Origin of the sequence: Paenibacillus sp. FSL E2-0178 (genome assembly GCF_038593005.1) — a bacterium.
Classification (GTDB): domain Bacteria; phylum Bacillota; class Bacilli; order Paenibacillales; family Paenibacillaceae; genus Paenibacillus_AQ; species Paenibacillus_AQ phytohabitans.
Genome location: NZ_CP151953.1, coordinates 5,370,303 through 5,386,055, shown reverse-complemented (window position 1 = coordinate 5,386,055; position 15,753 = coordinate 5,370,303). Strand labels below are relative to the sequence as shown.

Sequence of the window (15,753 nt, the reverse complement as noted above, 5' to 3'; positions counted from 1 at the left end):
TAGGCGCATGCCTACCACTACACAGGACTTCCACCTAGAGATTACAACCATAATAAGCGTAAAAAAACAGCCCATGCCCCACCTCTCAGTGGACCATGGGCTATTTAAGTTCGCAGCTTCCTCCGGTTACAAAGTATCAGAGGTCTGAAGTTCAAGCGCCTGAGTACGTTCGGTGTCGCGGATGAGGACCGGCTTCAGATACCGGCCTGTGTAGGATTCCTCGACCGTTATCAGCTTCTCCGGCGTTCCGGTTGCAAGCACAGTTCCTCCGCCGCTTCCGCCTTCCGGACCCATATCAATAATATAGTCAGCTGTTTTGATTACATCGAGGTTATGCTCAATGACCAGGACCGATTCACCGGAATCCACCAGACGGTGCAGCACCTCAAGCAGACGGCCAATGTCATCTACATGCAGGCCGGTCGTCGGCTCATCCAGAATGTACAGCGTCTTGCCGGTACTGCGGCGGTACAGCTCGGAAGCCAGCTTCACGCGCTGCGCTTCACCACCGGACAAGGTTGTCCCCGGCTGGCCGATGTTGATATAGCCCAGACCCACATCAAGCAGCGTCTGCATTTTGCGGTGGATACGCGGGATATTCTTGAAGAATTCTGTTGCATCCTCGACGGTCATCTCCAATACATCGGAGATACTCTTGCCTTTATATTTCACTTCCAGCGTTTCGCGGTTATACCGTTTGCCCTTGCAGACTTCACAAGGCACATACACATCCGGCAGGAAGTGCATCTCAATCTTGATAATCCCGTCTCCCCGGCAAGCCTCACAGCGGCCGCCCTTCACATTGAAGCTGAAGCGCCCCTTCTGGAAGCCGCGTACCTTAGCCTCATTGGTCTTGGAGAACAGGTCGCGGATATCATCGAACACACCTGTATACGTGGCCGGATTGGAGCGTGGTGTACGCCCGATCGGTGACTGGTCAATCTCAATTACTTTATCCAGATTCTCCAGACCGCGGATTTCTTTATGCATACCGGGACGGACCTTGACAGCCTTGTTGAGCTGGCGTGCCAGGCTCTTATAAAGAATTTCGTTAATAAGCGAAGATTTGCCGGAACCGGATACTCCGGTTACTGCTGTAAAGACACCAAGCGGAATCTTCACATTTACATTCTTCAGATTATTCTCTTTAGCCCCGCGAATCTCTATCCAGCGCTCATTATCGGTAGGCCGGCGTGTCGAGGTAACAGGGATGAATTTGCGTCCGCTTAAGTATTCACCTGTCAGGGAGTTCGGATCGTCCATAATCTCCTGAGGTGTACCTTGAGCAATTACCTGTCCGCCATGTATTCCGGCACCGGGACCAATATCGATAATATAGTCGGCAGCCATCATGGTATCCTCATCATGCTCAACGACGATCAGAGTATTGCCCAGATCGCGCATATGAGCCAGCGTAGCAATCAGCCGGTCATTATCCCGCTGATGAAGCCCGATGCTCGGCTCATCCAGAATATACAGTACACCCATCAGACTGGAGCCAATCTGTGTAGCCAGCCTGATCCGCTGCGCTTCACCGCCGGATAACGAGCCCGCTGCGCGGCTAAGCGTCAGATAGTTCAGTCCTACATTTACGAGGAATCCTAAGCGGCTGCTGATTTCCTTAAGAATCAGGTTAGCGATAGCCGTTTCTTTCTCACTAAGCTTGAGATTCTCGAAGAAGTCCAGACAATCTCCAATCGAAAGATCCGTAACATCGGCAACATTCTGCTGATTAATCGTCACGGCCAGAATCTCTTTCTTCAGTCTTTTGCCTTTGCAGACATGGCATGGCTTGGCGCTCATGAAGCCTTCGATAAACTCGCGGATGCCTTCAGAGGCAGTGTCGCGGTAACGGCGCTCCAGATTCGGGATGATTCCTTCAAAAGCAACAAGTGCATCCTTGCGCTGGCCAAAGTCGTTCTCATAACGGAAGCGGATCTTCTCACTGCCCGTTCCGTGCAGCAGCTTGGTCATATGCTCCGGTGACAGGCTGCTGACAGGAACATTCTGCGGAATTTTGAAATGCTCACATACCGACTTCAGGAACTGCGGATAATAGTTCGACGTACTGCCTGTCCAGGCCAAGAATGCACCTTCTTCGATGGACTTCTCCGCATCCGGGATCAGCAGATCCGGATCGACTACCATCTTCACACCAAGCCCGTCACATTCCGTGCAGGCACCAAACGGGCTGTTGAACGAGAACATACGCGGAGCAAGCTCTTCTATACTGAACCCGCAGATTGGGCAGGCAAAGCTTGCGCTGAATAAAAGCTCTTCCTGGCCCATCACATCGACCAGAATCTGACCGCCTGACAGCTTCAGTGCAGTCTCCAATGAATCGGTAAGACGGGTCTCAATATCGTCCTTAATGACAATCCGGTCGACAACAACTTCAATCGTATGCTTCTTATTCTTCTCCAGCACAATATCTTCCGTAACTTCGCGAAGCTCACCGTCAACACGCACACGAACGAAACCTTGCTTGGAGATATCCGTGAACAAGCCTTTATGTTCACCCTTACGGCCGGAAATCACAGGTGCCAGAATCTGCAGGCGGGTCTTCTCCGGGTATTGCATAATCCGGTCAACCATCTGTTCCACAGTCTGTGATGTAATCTCTATGCCATGATCCGGACAATGGGGATGCCCAACCCGTGCAAACAGCAGCCGCAGATAGTCATAAATTTCTGTAACCGTACCTACGGTCGAACGCGGGTTGCGGCTTGTGGTCTTCTGGTCAATCGATATTGCCGGGGATAGACCGTCAATGGAATCTACATCCGGCTTCTCCATCTGGCCCAGGAACTGGCGGGCATAGGCAGACAGCGATTCAACGTAACGGCGCTGGCCCTCGGCATATATGGTATCGAATGCCAGTGATGATTTACCCGAGCCGCTCAGTCCCGTCAGCACGACGAAGCGGTCACGCGGAATCGTTACGTCGATGTTCTTGAGATTATGGGCCCTTGCGCCCTTGATTATTATACTTTCGTTCGCCAACGGTACCTCTCCTTTATAAAAAACTATTTCAAAAGCTAGTTTTTTTCTATTTAAAAACTTAATTCAAAAGTTCTAATTCAAAAGCTATTTAAAATATTTTCGATCCCTCCCAAACCCTCCCTTCCAAGGGAGGGCCCCAAGGGTTGCACCCTCTGGACACCCGCAAGCTCGGCGGAAAGAGTTAGGACTGGGATGGAATTGGTTACTGGGGCAACGGGAACGCTAGTCCCTACGGGAACGCTATACTGTAGAGCAGGACACAGTTAGAGCAGGATACGGCTCGCTACTGCTTGCCGATAACGCTGTCCCTACGGGATACGCGAACTGCGGCTGTTCCTACGGAATGCGCTAAGAGCTTGACCACAAGCTGTCCCTACGGGATACGCGAACTGCGGCTGTTCCTGCGGAATGCGCTAAGGGCGTAACTACAAGCTGTCCCTACGGGATGCGTGAAGTGCGAATGTATCTTCAAAAAGAACGGCCAGTGAAGCGCCGTTCCGTGATCATTAAGTGTAAGTGCTGGCGGGGCCAGCTTACTCGGCCCGCAGTTCAAGCAACGCATCGCGCAGCTCTGCGGCGCGTTCAAATTGCAGGTTCTTGGCCGCGTCCTTCATCTCGGCCTCCAGACGCTGCATCAGGCTCTGCTTCTCTTTCTTGTTCAGCTTGCCGCCGGCGCCGGTGAGATAATCGGCCTTCGACTCGGCCACTTTAGTGGCCTCGATGATGTCACGCACTTTCTTGTTGATTGTCGTAGGTGTGATGCCGTGCTTCTCATTATGGGCAATCTGAATTTCACGGCGGCGCTGGGTTTCGCTCATCGCCTTCTCCATGGAATCCGTAATACGGTCGCCGTACAGAATGACACGTCCATCAGAGTTACGGGCCGCCCGGCCGATCGTCTGAATGAGTGAACGCTCGGAGCGGAGGAAGCCTTCCTTGTCAGCATCTAGGATGGCGACAAGGGAGACCTCCGGCAGGTCAAGACCTTCTCTTAATAAGTTAATACCCACCAGTACATGGAACGTACCGAGCCGGAGATCACGCAGGATGGCCATTCGCTCCAACGTCTTGATATCGGAGTGCATATAACGTACCTTAATCCCGATTTCCTTGAAATAATCGGTCAGATCCTCGGACATCTTCTTCGTAAGTGTTGTAACGAGTACACGCTCATCACGCTCTACACGGTCACGGATTTCACTGATCAGATCATCGATCTGCCCCTCTGTAGGGCGTACTTCGATGATCGGGTCCAGCAGGCCGGTAGGACGGATAATCTGCTGCACCATAGTATCGCAGTGCTCCATTTCGTACGGTCCCGGTGTAGCAGACACATATACAATCTGGTTCACTTTCTCTTCGAATTCCTCGAACTGCAGCGGACGGTTATCCAGCGCGGACGGGAGGCGGAAGCCATGCTCCACCAGTACAGTCTTACGCGCACGGTCACCATTATACATAGCCCGGATCTGCGGCAGCGTTGCATGGGACTCATCAATAACAATCAGCATATCATCCGGGAAGTAATCCATTAAGGTATATGGAGTCGCTCCCGGCTCACGGAAGGTAAGCGGGCCGGAATAGTTCTCGATACCGGAGCAGAAGCCCACTTCCTTCATCATCTCAATATCGTACCGCGTCCGCTGCTCCAGGCGCTGGGCTTCCAACAGCTTGCCCGCATCACGAAGCACGGCCAGCCGTTCCTCAAGCTCCCGCTCAATGTTGATAATAGCTACACGCATTGTTTCTTCCTGGGTGACAAAGTGCGAAGCCGGGAAGATCGCTATATGATCGCGCTCACCAATCAGCTCTCCTGTGAGAACATCAATCTCGGTAATGCGCTCTATCTCATCTCCGAACAGCTCCACACGGATCGCATGCTCCCCCTGTGAAGCCGGGAAGATCTCGACCACATCGCCGCGTACCCGGAACGTCCCGCGTACGAAGTTAATGTCATTGCGCTGGTACTGGATCTCCACGAGCCTGCTCAGAATCTGATTGCGCGGCTTCTCCATCCCTACCCGCAGTGTCAACAGCATACTTCCGTATTCCTGCGGCGAACCGAGGCCGTAAATACAGGACACACTCGCAACAATAATAACGTCACGCCGTTCAAACAGCGAACTGGTGGCGGAGTGCCGGAGCTTGTCAATTTCTTCATTTATGCTGGAATCTTTCTCTATGAAGGTATCGGAGGAAGGAATGTACGCCTCAGGCTGGTAGTAATCGTAGTAACTGACGAAGTAGTCAACGGAATTGTTCGGGAAAAATTCTTTGAACTCACTCGCCAGCTGCGCCGCAAGCGTCTTGTTGTGCGCAATGACCAGCGTCGGGCGGTTCAGTTTGGAAATCACTTGTGCGATGGTAAAGGTCTTGCCTGTACCTGTCGCTCCCAGCAGCGTCTGGTGCTTCTTGCCCTGCCGGATGCCGTCCAATAATTCTTCTATGGCATGAGGCTGATCGCCCTGGGGTGTATACTCGGACTCCAGTTCAAATGTCTTTGTACTGACGACAATATCACTCATTTGCCCGTCTCCCCTCTATCGTCTAAAATATATGAATATATTATAATTGTAGCCCTAATAGTTGCCTATCCATACCGTACTGAAAAATATGGAAGATAGGAATACACGTTCCCGTTTATTATACAGCGTTGCCCAGATTGATGCAAACCATAATATATAGAAATTTAAGGAGCCTGAACTTATGGATATCACTTCAATTATCGGCCTGCTGGCAGGCCTTGCCGCAATGATAGGCGGCTTTCTCTGGGAAGGCGGAAGCTTATCCGGCCTGCTGCAGCTGAACGCCGCGCTGATCGTATTCGGCGGCACCCTTGCCGCTGTACTCATCAGTTTTCCGGCCTCCAGATTACGCAGCGTCCCGGCGGCTCTGCGCCTGGCATTCGGCAGACATCCCGACACCACCCAGGAGAAGGCCGAAGAGCTGATCTCCATGGCGGCGATTACGCGCCGCGGCGGCGTGCTCGCACTGGAGAAGAGAGCGGAGGAGCACCCCGATACCTTTACCCGCGAAGGGCTGTTTCTAATTGTCGACGGCACCGATCCTGATCAGGTCCGGCAAATTCTTGAACTGGAGATGGACGCCAAGGAACTGAAGTATGAAGGCTATGCCAAAATCTTCGAAGCCGCCGGCGGCTATGCTCCGACTATGGGCATCATCGGCACCGTAATGGGATTAATACGGGTACTGAGCAATCTGACGGATCCCTCTAATCTGGGGGCCTCGATCGCTGTAGCTTTTACAGCAACGCTCTATGGCGTAGCCAGTGCTAATCTTATATTTTTACCCATCGCCTCCAAAATCAAATCCCGCAGCCAAAGCGAACTGGGCAGCATGGAGATGCTGCTTGTCGGTATCCTGTCCCTGCAGAATGGGGATCATCCGCATCTGGTCCGCAAAAAACTGACCGCCTTTATTCCCGATGTCTCACCTAGACGCAGCAGCAATAATAACCCGGGAGACCCGCTATGAGACAAAGAAACCGCCGCCAGGGACGTAGTAGAGGTAAGGAGAACCGAGACCGCTGGATGATTACTTATGCGGATCTGATTACGCTTCTGCTCATTTTTTTCATCATCCTGTACGCCATGAGCAGTCTGGATACGCAAAAATACGCGATCGTTACCGGTTCATTATCTGATACCTTTAAGAGCGGCAGTCCTGTGCTTGAAGGCGGAAATGGAGTGCTGGATGGTAATCAGGGGAACACGGGAGCCGCAGTCTCGAATGAACAGGAAGCAGGCGGAAGCACTGGTGGCGGTCTTTCTTCCGGGGGCAATGTGAAGGAGAGTGGTTCGAACGGAACCGGGACGGGCACAGATACATCCGGGCAAAACGGGGAAACTGCAGAACACCAGCCTTCGGCGCGCGAGCTCGCTTTTCGTGAGCAGGAGGCCAAACTGGCCGCGCTTATGGGGGTAATCACCAAATACGTGGAAGATAACAACCTTGGGGAGCAGATCTTTGTAGCGGATAAACCGCAGGGCATTGCCATCACGCTTAGCGACCGGTTCCTGTTCGATGCCGGCAAAGCTGAGCTGAAATCACCTGCCTTTCCGGCACTGCGCCAGCTCTCCGGCCTGTTCCGCGGAATCGGTGCCACGATCAGCATCGAAGGCCATACCGACAATGTTCCGGTAACCGCCGCTTCAGATTACACGGATAACTGGGAGCTATCCGGCGCCCGCGCACTCTCTGTGCTGCGCTTCTTCCTGGATAACGAGGGGCTTAGCCCCGATACTTTCCAATATGCCGGTTACGCGGATACCAGACCTGCTTACGATAACACTACCGTTGAAGGACGGCAAAAAAACCGCCGGGTCGAACTCATTGTCCTGCGGCAGCTTCAGGAGGAAGAATAACGCGAATCCGCAAGCGAATCAGCTCAGAGTTCTGCAGATGAGAAGGCACGGCAACCATTTGCTAGTATAAGGAGATTGAACGCTATGCAGACTACAAACGGAACGACACCGGACGCCACCCGTTATCTCTATTTTCTGCGGCAGCTGGTTTCGCTGATCATGATTGTTTTTGCCCAGGGAATAATCACCTTCTTCGCGGGTTTATTATCTGTATTTATGATGTTCTTCTCCTCCGATTACTTCTGGGGAGACCTGGCCCATTTGTATCCACCCGATAAACTGATGTATATAGGCATTGACTTCCTTATTGCCGGCGCAGTCTTTGCCCTGCCCTGGCTCGGGGTCTGGTGGATGCTGTACGGTTTGTCCGAGGATGGACGCATCCGCTGTTTCCCTCTTCTTTTACTCTTCGCCTATCTGACATTTGTGATCCTCTTTCTGCAGATCAATCCGGTCTATAACCCGGAAGCCATGATCCCTTCCTCCGCCGGGGAATCCACCTTTCTGGTCTGTATGGGCATGTCTGCCGTGGTGCTTTTCCCGTTTTATTCGGCCGGTGTGTATTACTTCGTGCTCAAACCCAATACCCGTCCCAGAAAAAGATACCGGTTCCTATTGCTGTGCCTTATCTTTGCCGTTGCGGGTTTGGCTCTGCTCCCCGCCCTTTGGCACTTGGCTCCCCGCATTTATCCGGGCCTGCTCAGCTTTCCGGAATGATACAGAAACGCAAAAAGACAGACCTCTCACATTAGTAACATCTAATGTAATAAGAGAAGCCTGTCATGTTCATCTGTTCGTAAATCCAGTTCAGTCATCTATTCAAAAAATCCGGGTACATAAACGGTTGAAACTATTCCCCAACCAATTCCTTATAAGCAGCCGCATCCAGCAGGCCGGAAGCTGCCTCGGCGAACTCACCGTCAAGCTCCAGCTCAAAAATCCATCCGCCGCCGTATGGCTGATCATTGATCAGCTCCGGACTGGTTTCGAGTGCGTCGTTGATCTTGGTTACCTTGCCGGATACCGGCGAGTACAGCTCCGACACCGTCTTAACAGACTCGATGCTGCCTACGCTGTCGCCCGCGGAAATGGCTGCGCCGACTTCCGGAAACTCAACAAACACGATGTCGCCCAATAAATGCTGCGCATGATCCGTAATTCCCACACGTACTACGCGTCCTTCACCCTGCTGTGCCCATTCATGCTCTTCGCTGTATAGCAGGTTGTCCAACACTTCACTCATTTCCAAGCCGCCTCTTTTCCACATTTGGAGTTCTAAATTTAGTTATAGCCTAAGTTATGACCTTGCCTAATGTCAATATAACTGACAGGAAAATTAAATTTGTCATCTTTTTGACGTTTTTTGATTGACATCGTGCTTGTAAACCCGGTTTAATGGAGTCAGTAGAAAAACATATGGTTTGCGAATGATGGCATAGGGAGAGACTGACCCTCAGGGGCAGCGCCGAAGGAGTAAGCCCGGGATGGGTGAATCTCTCAGGCAAAAGGACCTTTGCCGGACGCATCTCTGGAGAGCATCCACAGCCTGGACAACAGGAAACGGATCACCAACGGGGAAACCTGCGGGCAGGATAGCAGGGTAACTCTCAGGTACAAAGGACAGAGCGAACGTCTATTGATGCATGTTTGATGTGCATTGATGGACTTTCGCCTGTCCTTTTTTGCATGTAAACAGACTAAGGGGTGACACGATGGAGTCTTTGAGAAGAACGCCTTTTTATGATCTCTATGCCGCTTATGCGGAGTCCAGATGCATTGATTTCGGCGGCTGGGAGCTGCCGGTGCAGTTTACTGGCATCGTTAAGGAACATGAAGCGGTCCGCCAGCAGGCCGGACTGTTCGATGTATCGCATATGGGTGAATTCATGGTTGACGGCAGCGGCGCTGAAGCCTTCCTGCAGCAGATGACCACCAATGATGTCAGCCGCCTAGCAGATGGTGCAGCGCAGTATACCCTGATGCTCTATCCGAATGGCGGCGTAGTAGATGATCTGCTCGTCTACCGCCTGGACCATGAGCGCTACATGCTCGTCGTGAACGCCTCCAATATCGACAAGGACTTCCAGTGGCTGCAGGAGCATCTCACCGCTGAATTCAGCGGTGTCAGCCTGAAGAATGTCTCCGATGAGACGCTGCTGCTCGCTCTGCAGGGTCCGCTGGCTGAGAAGATTCTGGCCGAAGTTACCTCTGCCCCGCTCGCAGAGCTGAAGCCCTTCCACTTCATCGAACACGCCGAGGTCTGCGGCGTTTCTGTACTGCTCTCCCGCACCGGCTATACCGGGGAGGACGGCTTTGAGCTGTACGCCCCGGTCCACACAGCGGCTGCACTCTGGAATGGTCTGCTGGCCGCAGGCGCGCCGCATGGCCTGACCCCTGCCGGACTCGGCGCACGCGACACGCTCCGCTTCGAAGCCAAGCTGCCGCTGTACGGCCAGGAGCTCTCGGCGGATATTACGCCGCTCGAAGCGGGTGTCCAGTTCTTCGTGAAGCTGGACACAGCGGATTTTATCGGCCGTGATGCCCTGCTGAAGCAGAAGGAAGCCGGCCTCCCGCGCCGCCTTGTGGGGCTTGAAATGATCGACCGCGGGATTCCCCGCTCCCATTATCCCGTATATGCAGACGGTGTGAAGATCGGTGAAGTCACAACCGGCACACAATCACCGACGCTGAAACGTAATCTCGGACTTGCCTTGCTGGATGCTGCCTATACTGAGATCGGCACAGAGGTGTATGTGGAGATCCGCGGCAAACAGCTGAAGGCTGCCGTGATCAAAGCCCCGTTCTACAAAAAGAGCCAAGGAGTGAAGCCGTAATGAAGCACCGCTATCTGCCTATGACGGAGCAAGACCGCGCAGAGATGATGGAAACTGTAGGGATTCAGTCCATTGATGAGCTATTCGCTGACATCCCTCAATCTGTCCGCTACCAGGGAACGATGCCAATGTCCGGCCCGCTGGACGAATATGCGCTGCTGCGCCATATGAAGGGTCTGGCTGACAAAAATGCCGACTTTGATACCCATGCCAGCTTCCTCGGCGCTGGCCTCTATGACCACCATATTCCTGTTGTCATTAACCATATTATTTCCCGTTCGGAATTCTATACTGCCTATACCCCTTATCAGCCGGAAATCAGCCAAGGCGAGCTTCAAGCGATCTTTGAATTCCAGTCGTATATCTGTGAGCTGACCGGTATGAAGGTCGCCAATGCCAGTATGTATGACGGCGCAACGGCCTTCTCCGAAGCAGCCGTGCTTGCCGCAGGCGCCACCAAACGCAAAAAGCTGATTGTCTCCCGTACGGTACACCCGGAAGCACGCCAGGTACTTCGCACTTCCGCCAATGCCTGGGGCCTGCAAATCGTGGAGATCGATTATAAGGACGGGGTTACCGATCTTGCCAAGCTGGCTGAGGCCATTGATGCCGATACTGCCGCTGTTCTGGTCCAGTCGCCCAACTTCTTCGGCGGCATCGAGGATCTGCGCCAGATTGAGCCGTTGATCCACGCCGTCAAGGGATTGCTCGTGGTCAGCGCGAATCCCATTGCACTCGGCGTGCTGGAAACGCCCGGCAAGCTGGGCGCCGACATCGTAGTCGGCGACGCACAGCCGCTGGGTATCGCCGCATCGCTCGGAGGACCAACCTGCGGATTCTTCGCGGTTGCCGAACCGCTGATGCGCCGCATGCCGGGCCGGATCGTCGGCCAGACCGTTGACCGTAACGGCAAGCGCGGCTTCGTCTTGACCCTGCAGGCGCGCGAGCAGCACATCCGCCGCGAGAAGGCGACTTCAAACATCTGCTCCAACCAGGCGCTGCTGGCGTTATGCGCTTCTGTCTACTTGTCCGTCATGGGCAAAGAGGGCATGCGCGAGGTTGGCGAGCTGAACATCCGTAAGAGCCATTATGCCGCCGGACGGCTGGCTGAAATCACCGGTGCAGAGCGCGTCTTCACAGCCCCGTTCTTCAATGAATTTGTCCTGAAGCTCCCGGAAGGCAGCAACGTCAGTGAAGTGAATTCCAGGCTGCTGAAGGCAGGCTATCTGGGCGGCTATGATCTGGGCCGCGAGTATCCAGAGCTGGCCGGACATATGCTGGTTGCCGTGACTGAGAAAAGAAGCAAAACCGAAATTGACGAATTCGCCACTGCACTGGAGGGCTGTATATGAAACCGGAACAAACTTTGATCTTTGAATTAAGCCGGCCCGGCCGCTCGGCTTACTCTTTGCCTCTATGTGATGTGCCGCAGGAAGAGAGCATCAGCTCACTGATTCCCGAGGGCTTGCTCCGCAGCGAGCCGGTAGTGCTGCCGGAAGTATCCGAAGTGGATGTTATCCGCCACTATACTGCCCTGTCCCGGCGTAACTTCGGGGTCGATAACGGCTTCTATCCGCTAGGCTCCTGCACGATGAAATATAATCCGAAGATCAATGAAGATGTCGCCCGCTTCCCCGGCCTTGCCAAGATCCATCCGTACCAGCCGGAAGAGAGCATCCAGGGTGCACTTGAACTGATGTATACACTGCAAAAGGATCTCGCCGGACTGACCGGCATGGATGCCGTCTCCCTGCAGCCTGCCGCCGGTGCCCATGGCGAATGGACCGGCCTGATGATGATCCGCGCCTACCATGAAAGCCGCGATGAGGTCCGCTCCAAGGTCATCGTGCCGGATTCCTCGCACGGAACCAACCCGGCCAGCGCCGCAGCCGCCGGACTCGATACCGTCACCATCCCTTCCAATGATAAGGGAATGGTCGACCTCGAAGCGCTGAAGGCTGCGGTCGGCAGCGACACCGCCGCGCTGATGCTCACGAACCCGAGTACTCTCGGACTGTTCGAGACGCAGATCGTAGAGATCGCCGCGATTGTCCATGAAGCCGGCGGTCTGCTCTATTATGACGGAGCGAATTCCAACGCCATCATGGGCATCACCCGCCCGGGCGATATGGGCTTCGATGTGGTCCATCTCAACCTGCACAAGACGATGAGTACTCCGCACGGCGGCGGCGGTCCGGGAGCCGGGCCGGTCGGCGTGAAGGCGAAGCTGATCCCGTTCCTGCCCCAGCCGTCGGTGGTGCAGAACGAAGACGGCAGCTTCTCGCTTGACTCCGGCGGGCCGCAATCTATTGGCCGCGTCAAAGCCTTTTATGGCAACTTCGGTATTCTGGTCCGCGCTTACGCCTATATCCGCACCTACGGCCCGGACGGACTGCGCGAGGTGTCCGAGAACGCTGTGCTGAATGCCAATTACATGATGCACCGTCTGGCACCTTATTTCGAAATTCCATTCCCGGGTGTCTGCAAGCATGAATTCGTCATGTCCGGCAGAAACCTCAAGCAGTACGGCGTACGTACCCTGGATGTTGCCAAACGGCTGCTCGACTTTGGTTACCACCCGCCAACCGTGTACTTCCCGCTGACCGTAGAGGAATGTATGATGATCGAGCCGACTGAAACCGAAAGCAAGGAAACGCTGGACGGCTTCATTGAGACGATGATTCAGATCGTTAAGGAAGCGCAGGAGACACCAGAAATCGTAATTAATGCACCCCATACCACAGAGATCAGCCGTCTGGATGAGACCCAGGCCGCGCGGAAGCCGGTACTGAACTGCTCCTGCGGCTAAACGCGACTGGCGGCAACGCGCAGGCGAAATGACTTCACCGCAAATAAATAGCCGGGCAAGCGATACGCTAGTATCACTGCCCGGCTATTCTTATGTATATATAGCGTTACGCGCCTTCTAGGGCGTTAGCCGTTTGACGAACTGGAAGCGGTCATTCACCCGCATTTTACTGTAAATACTCTTCAGCATATTCCGAACCGTGCCTTCACTGATGCCCAGATCACTCCCGATGTGCAGCGCGCTTTTCTCAAGTAACCATAGCCTTGCTACATCCTGCTCCCGCGCGGTCAGCTTATATTCCTGTAAGGTGGCTTCCAGGCGGTATTGCTGCATCTCCGGGTTCTTCTCCATCCACTTCTCCATAATATTCTCGGCAATCTGCTGCACGAACGGAATGGCGAATTCAATCGGTTCTCCTCTATTAAAAGAAATGTCCACATATCCGAAGACGGTATCCTCATTCTGCAGCGGAGCACACACACAGTTCCAGTTCTGGAAGGCCTGGTCGGAATGCTCCGCCCCCCGCACTACCCCGATGCAATTCATCTCCATGGCCAAGGATACGGCATTCATGCCCGAGCGCTGCCTGCATAAGCTAACCCCCGGACGCAGCTCCGCCTGTTCCATCTCATCCCGGGTAACCGGAGAAGAACAAACCAGCTCCAGAATGGTTCCCTCCCTGTCCGTCAGGAATACAACATAAGGAATAGAGAGCAGCTGGCTTAATTTATTCATTTCACTGCGGATGGAAGATATCATGGCTCTATGATAGATATGCTCTTTCGATTCTTCTGGAAAAGAAACTCCGGACTGCCCGCTATGTAATTCGATTTGCTCTGCGTCAAGCGGCCGGAAGGCTTCAAGCTGCTGTGCTTCCAAATCTCCGGGCACGCTCCATGCTCTCGATTGTTCAAAGATTCTCACGACGATCCTCCTCCATTTTTACCATTTCCTATATAACCGATTTTAAAAGAAAGTATTATAACATACAATCACGGAATAAAAAACATTCAGCATTGGACCTGTAAATGAACCTGCAAGCGCTGTAAAATAGAAAAATCTGCAGTCAAAAATCACAAGTGAAAACGGCTATGTTGTCCTGTAATAAGGACCGTACCCTTTCAGCAAGGAGGTTCTACATGCTTCGCATTGGCTATATCTCGGCAGTCCTGAATCTGGCAACCGCTATGGTATCATTCATGCGCTTCGGCAGTAATTATGCGCTGGCGATCATGATCAGCTATACACTAATGTTCTTCCTGGGTTACAGGCTGCTCCGCTCCAAAAGCAATCTGGCCCTAATCCCGCTGCTCACGGTCAGCTGCTCCTGCCTGATGTACAACGTGGTCTATGTTCTATTGAAGCAGATCAACCTTGTAGACCTGTACGCTGTAGACTGGAGACTGGAAGTTCAGCTGGTGCTGCCACTGTTAATAGGGTTACTCCTCAAAGCCATTCTCGAACGAAGCGGCAAATCCCGGTTAGTCTAGTTAACCAGGGTAGCCGCTTTTTTGCAGCATCATTCGCCATAATAATCTAAATAAATATATTCATTCGATGGATTGTGATAGTTTTCGACATTGCCGCAGTGATATATTTATTCATACGTCTTTTACATAGATTGGGATTCATAAATTTATATGCTGCGAACAAGCGAACGCGCTTTCAAAGTAATTTCCAGGAGGGTTAGCCTTGAGTATTATTGAAGCCAGAGGGCTGAGCAAGTCCTTTATGCAGGCAGTGAAGGAGCCGGGCCTGGGGGGAGCGGTTAAGCACCTGTTCCTGCCCCGGCATATCGAGAAGGTGGCGGTTAAGCCGCTGGACCTGAGTGTAGAAGCAGGCGAGACGGTAGCCTACGTGGGCCCGAACGGTGCAGGCAAATCGACCACCATCAAGATGCTGACCGGAATCCTCATGCCCTCAGCCGGCACTGTTTCTGTAAACGGTATCAATCCGTACAAAAAAAGAATGGATAATGCCGCCCAGATTGGCGCCGTGTTCGGCCAGCGTACCCAGCTGTGGTGGGATATCCCGATTGTGGAGTCTTTCTCGCTGCTGAAGGATATTTATCAGATTCCTGGCGCCGTCTACAAGACGAATATGGAGCTGTTCACTGAAATGCTGGGAATGAGCGAGTTCATCCATCTCTCTGCCCGGAAGCTCTCCCTGGGTCAGCGGATGCGCGCCGATCTGGCCGCAGCCCTGCTGCATAACCCGCCGATTCTGTATCTGGATGAGCCGACCATTGGCCTCGACGTATCCGTGAAGCAAAAAATCCGCGAGTTCATCAAACAGATCAACCAGGAGCAGAACACTACGGTGATGCTGACCACCCATGATCTGGGGGATATTGAGGATCTGTGCAAACGGCTGATTATCATCGACCATGGGGCGATTATTTATGACGGCAGTCTGAGCGAGGTGAAGGCCCGTTTTGCCAAAAACCGTGTCATCTTCTTTCAGGTCGGATCGCCGATGCCGGAGTTATATGCGCAGCTCGCGCAGACACCCGGAATGAAGCTTGCGCAGCAGAGCGCGCAGGAATTCTCGGTCTCTTTTGACCGGTACGAATATACCGCCAGTGAAGTGGTGGGCCGGGTGATGAGATATGGCGAAGTGGTCGACTTCCGAATGGAAGATACTAATATTGAGCAGGTCATCAAGGCCGTCTATGACGGCAAGCTGGATCTGACCGGAACCGGGGAATAAGGAGGCTTACACA

At 53.2% G+C, this 15,753-nt stretch carries 12 protein-coding genes and 1 riboswitch; of the genes, 8 read left to right on the top strand and 4 right to left on the bottom strand.

Features of this window, described 5'->3' with window-relative positions; translation table 11 throughout:
• Positions 1 to 126: 126 nt before the first annotated feature.
• Positions 127 to 3,003, bottom strand: coding sequence for an excinuclease ABC subunit UvrA (uvrA, locus tag MHI42_RS23395; protein WP_342420816.1), 2,877 nt, complete (start codon positions 3,001 to 3,003; stop codon positions 127 to 129).
• Positions 3,004 to 3,536: 533 nt separating this feature from the next.
• Positions 3,537 to 5,528, bottom strand: a complete 1,992-nt coding sequence (gene uvrB / locus MHI42_RS23390; protein WP_042140176.1) for an excinuclease ABC subunit UvrB — start codon at positions 5,526 to 5,528, stop codon at positions 3,537 to 3,539.
• Positions 5,529 to 5,709: 181 nt separating this feature from the next.
• Here uvrB and MHI42_RS23385 point away from each other — a divergent pair, with 181 nt between their 5' ends.
• The 3 genes from MHI42_RS23385 (at position 5,710) to MHI42_RS23375 (ending at position 8,105) form a co-directional block, all read left to right on the top strand.
• Positions 5,710 to 6,498 carry a flagellar motor protein gene (locus tag MHI42_RS23385; RefSeq protein WP_342420815.1) on the top strand — a complete coding sequence of 263 codons (789 nt, stop codon included), beginning with the start codon at positions 5,710 to 5,712 and terminating at the stop codon, positions 6,496 to 6,498.
• A complete protein-coding gene (locus MHI42_RS23380; protein ID WP_340948829.1) occupies positions 6,495 to 7,388 on the top strand; it encodes a flagellar motor protein MotB in 894 nt (297 codons plus the stop codon). Before MHI42_RS23385 ends, MHI42_RS23380 begins: the two co-directional genes overlap by 4 nt.
• Before the next feature lie 84 nt (positions 7,389 to 7,472).
• A complete protein-coding gene (locus MHI42_RS23375) occupies positions 7,473 to 8,105 on the top strand; it encodes a hypothetical protein (protein WP_342420814.1) in 633 nt (210 codons plus the stop codon).
• 133 nt (positions 8,106 to 8,238) lie between these two features.
• Here MHI42_RS23375 and gcvH read toward each other — a convergent pair whose 3' ends face one another.
• On the bottom strand, positions 8,239 to 8,631 hold the full coding sequence (gene gcvH, locus MHI42_RS23370) for a glycine cleavage system protein GcvH (protein WP_342420813.1): 393 nt from the start codon (positions 8,629 to 8,631) through the stop codon (positions 8,239 to 8,241).
• 184 nt (positions 8,632 to 8,815) lie between these two features.
• Positions 8,816 to 8,911, top strand: a riboswitch (glycine riboswitch).
• A gap of 189 nt (positions 8,912 to 9,100) precedes the next feature.
• On the opposite strand from gcvH, the gene gcvT reads away from it, so the two are divergent.
• Genes gcvT through gcvPB form a run of 3 tightly spaced genes read left to right on the top strand, consistent with a single transcriptional unit; the run spans position 9,101 to position 13,031 of the window.
• The gene (gcvT, locus tag MHI42_RS23365) at positions 9,101 to 10,222 is read left to right on the top strand and encodes a glycine cleavage system aminomethyltransferase GcvT (RefSeq protein ID WP_342420812.1); all 1,122 of its coding nucleotides are present in this window, start codon (positions 9,101 to 9,103) and stop codon (positions 10,220 to 10,222) included.
• Positions 10,222 to 11,574, top strand: a complete 1,353-nt coding sequence (gene gcvPA / locus MHI42_RS23360; protein WP_342420811.1) for an aminomethyl-transferring glycine dehydrogenase subunit GcvPA — start codon at positions 10,222 to 10,224, stop codon at positions 11,572 to 11,574. The genes gcvT and gcvPA overlap by 1 nt, the downstream gene beginning before the upstream one ends.
• Positions 11,571 to 13,031, top strand: coding sequence for an aminomethyl-transferring glycine dehydrogenase subunit GcvPB (gcvPB, locus tag MHI42_RS23355; protein WP_342420810.1), 1,461 nt, complete (start codon positions 11,571 to 11,573; stop codon positions 13,029 to 13,031). Before gcvPA ends, gcvPB begins: the two co-directional genes overlap by 4 nt.
• A 117-nt stretch (positions 13,032 to 13,148) precedes the next feature.
• Here gcvPB and MHI42_RS23350 read toward each other — a convergent pair whose 3' ends face one another.
• The gene (locus MHI42_RS23350) at positions 13,149 to 13,955 is read right to left on the bottom strand and encodes a helix-turn-helix transcriptional regulator (RefSeq protein WP_171717099.1); all 807 of its coding nucleotides are present in this window, start codon (positions 13,953 to 13,955) and stop codon (positions 13,149 to 13,151) included.
• Positions 13,956 to 14,170: 215 nt separating this feature from the next.
• Here MHI42_RS23350 and MHI42_RS23345 point away from each other — a divergent pair, with 215 nt between their 5' ends.
• Both MHI42_RS23345 and MHI42_RS23340 read left to right on the top strand, forming a co-directional pair.
• The gene (locus MHI42_RS23345; RefSeq protein WP_342420809.1) at positions 14,171 to 14,521 is read left to right on the top strand and encodes a hypothetical protein; all 351 of its coding nucleotides are present in this window, start codon (positions 14,171 to 14,173) and stop codon (positions 14,519 to 14,521) included.
• Positions 14,522 to 14,723: 202 nt separating this feature from the next.
• Positions 14,724 to 15,740, top strand: coding sequence for an ATP-binding cassette domain-containing protein (locus tag MHI42_RS23340; RefSeq protein WP_042140186.1), 1,017 nt, complete (start codon positions 14,724 to 14,726; stop codon positions 15,738 to 15,740).
• Positions 15,741 to 15,753 lie beyond the last annotated feature (13 nt).

Coding starts and splice junctions, on each gene's coding strand:
- uvrB (WP_042140176.1), bottom strand. CDS start 5,528: ATGAGTGATATTGTCGTCAGTACAAAGACATTTGAACTGGAGTCCGAG.
- MHI42_RS23385 (WP_342420815.1), top strand. CDS start 5,710: ATGGATATCACTTCAATTATCGGCCTGCTGGCAGGCCTTGCCGCAATG.
- MHI42_RS23380 (WP_340948829.1), top strand. CDS start 6,495: ATGAGACAAAGAAACCGCCGCCAGGGACGTAGTAGAGGTAAGGAGAAC.
- MHI42_RS23375 (WP_342420814.1), top strand. CDS start 7,473: ATGCAGACTACAAACGGAACGACACCGGACGCCACCCGTTATCTCTAT.
- gcvH (WP_342420813.1), bottom strand. CDS start 8,631: ATGAGTGAAGTGTTGGACAACCTGCTATACAGCGAAGAGCATGAATGG.
- gcvT (WP_342420812.1), top strand. CDS start 9,101: ATGGAGTCTTTGAGAAGAACGCCTTTTTATGATCTCTATGCCGCTTAT.
- gcvPA (WP_342420811.1), top strand. CDS start 10,222: ATGAAGCACCGCTATCTGCCTATGACGGAGCAAGACCGCGCAGAGATG.
- gcvPB (WP_342420810.1), top strand. CDS start 11,571: ATGAAACCGGAACAAACTTTGATCTTTGAATTAAGCCGGCCCGGCCGC.
- MHI42_RS23345 (WP_342420809.1), top strand. CDS start 14,171: ATGCTTCGCATTGGCTATATCTCGGCAGTCCTGAATCTGGCAACCGCT.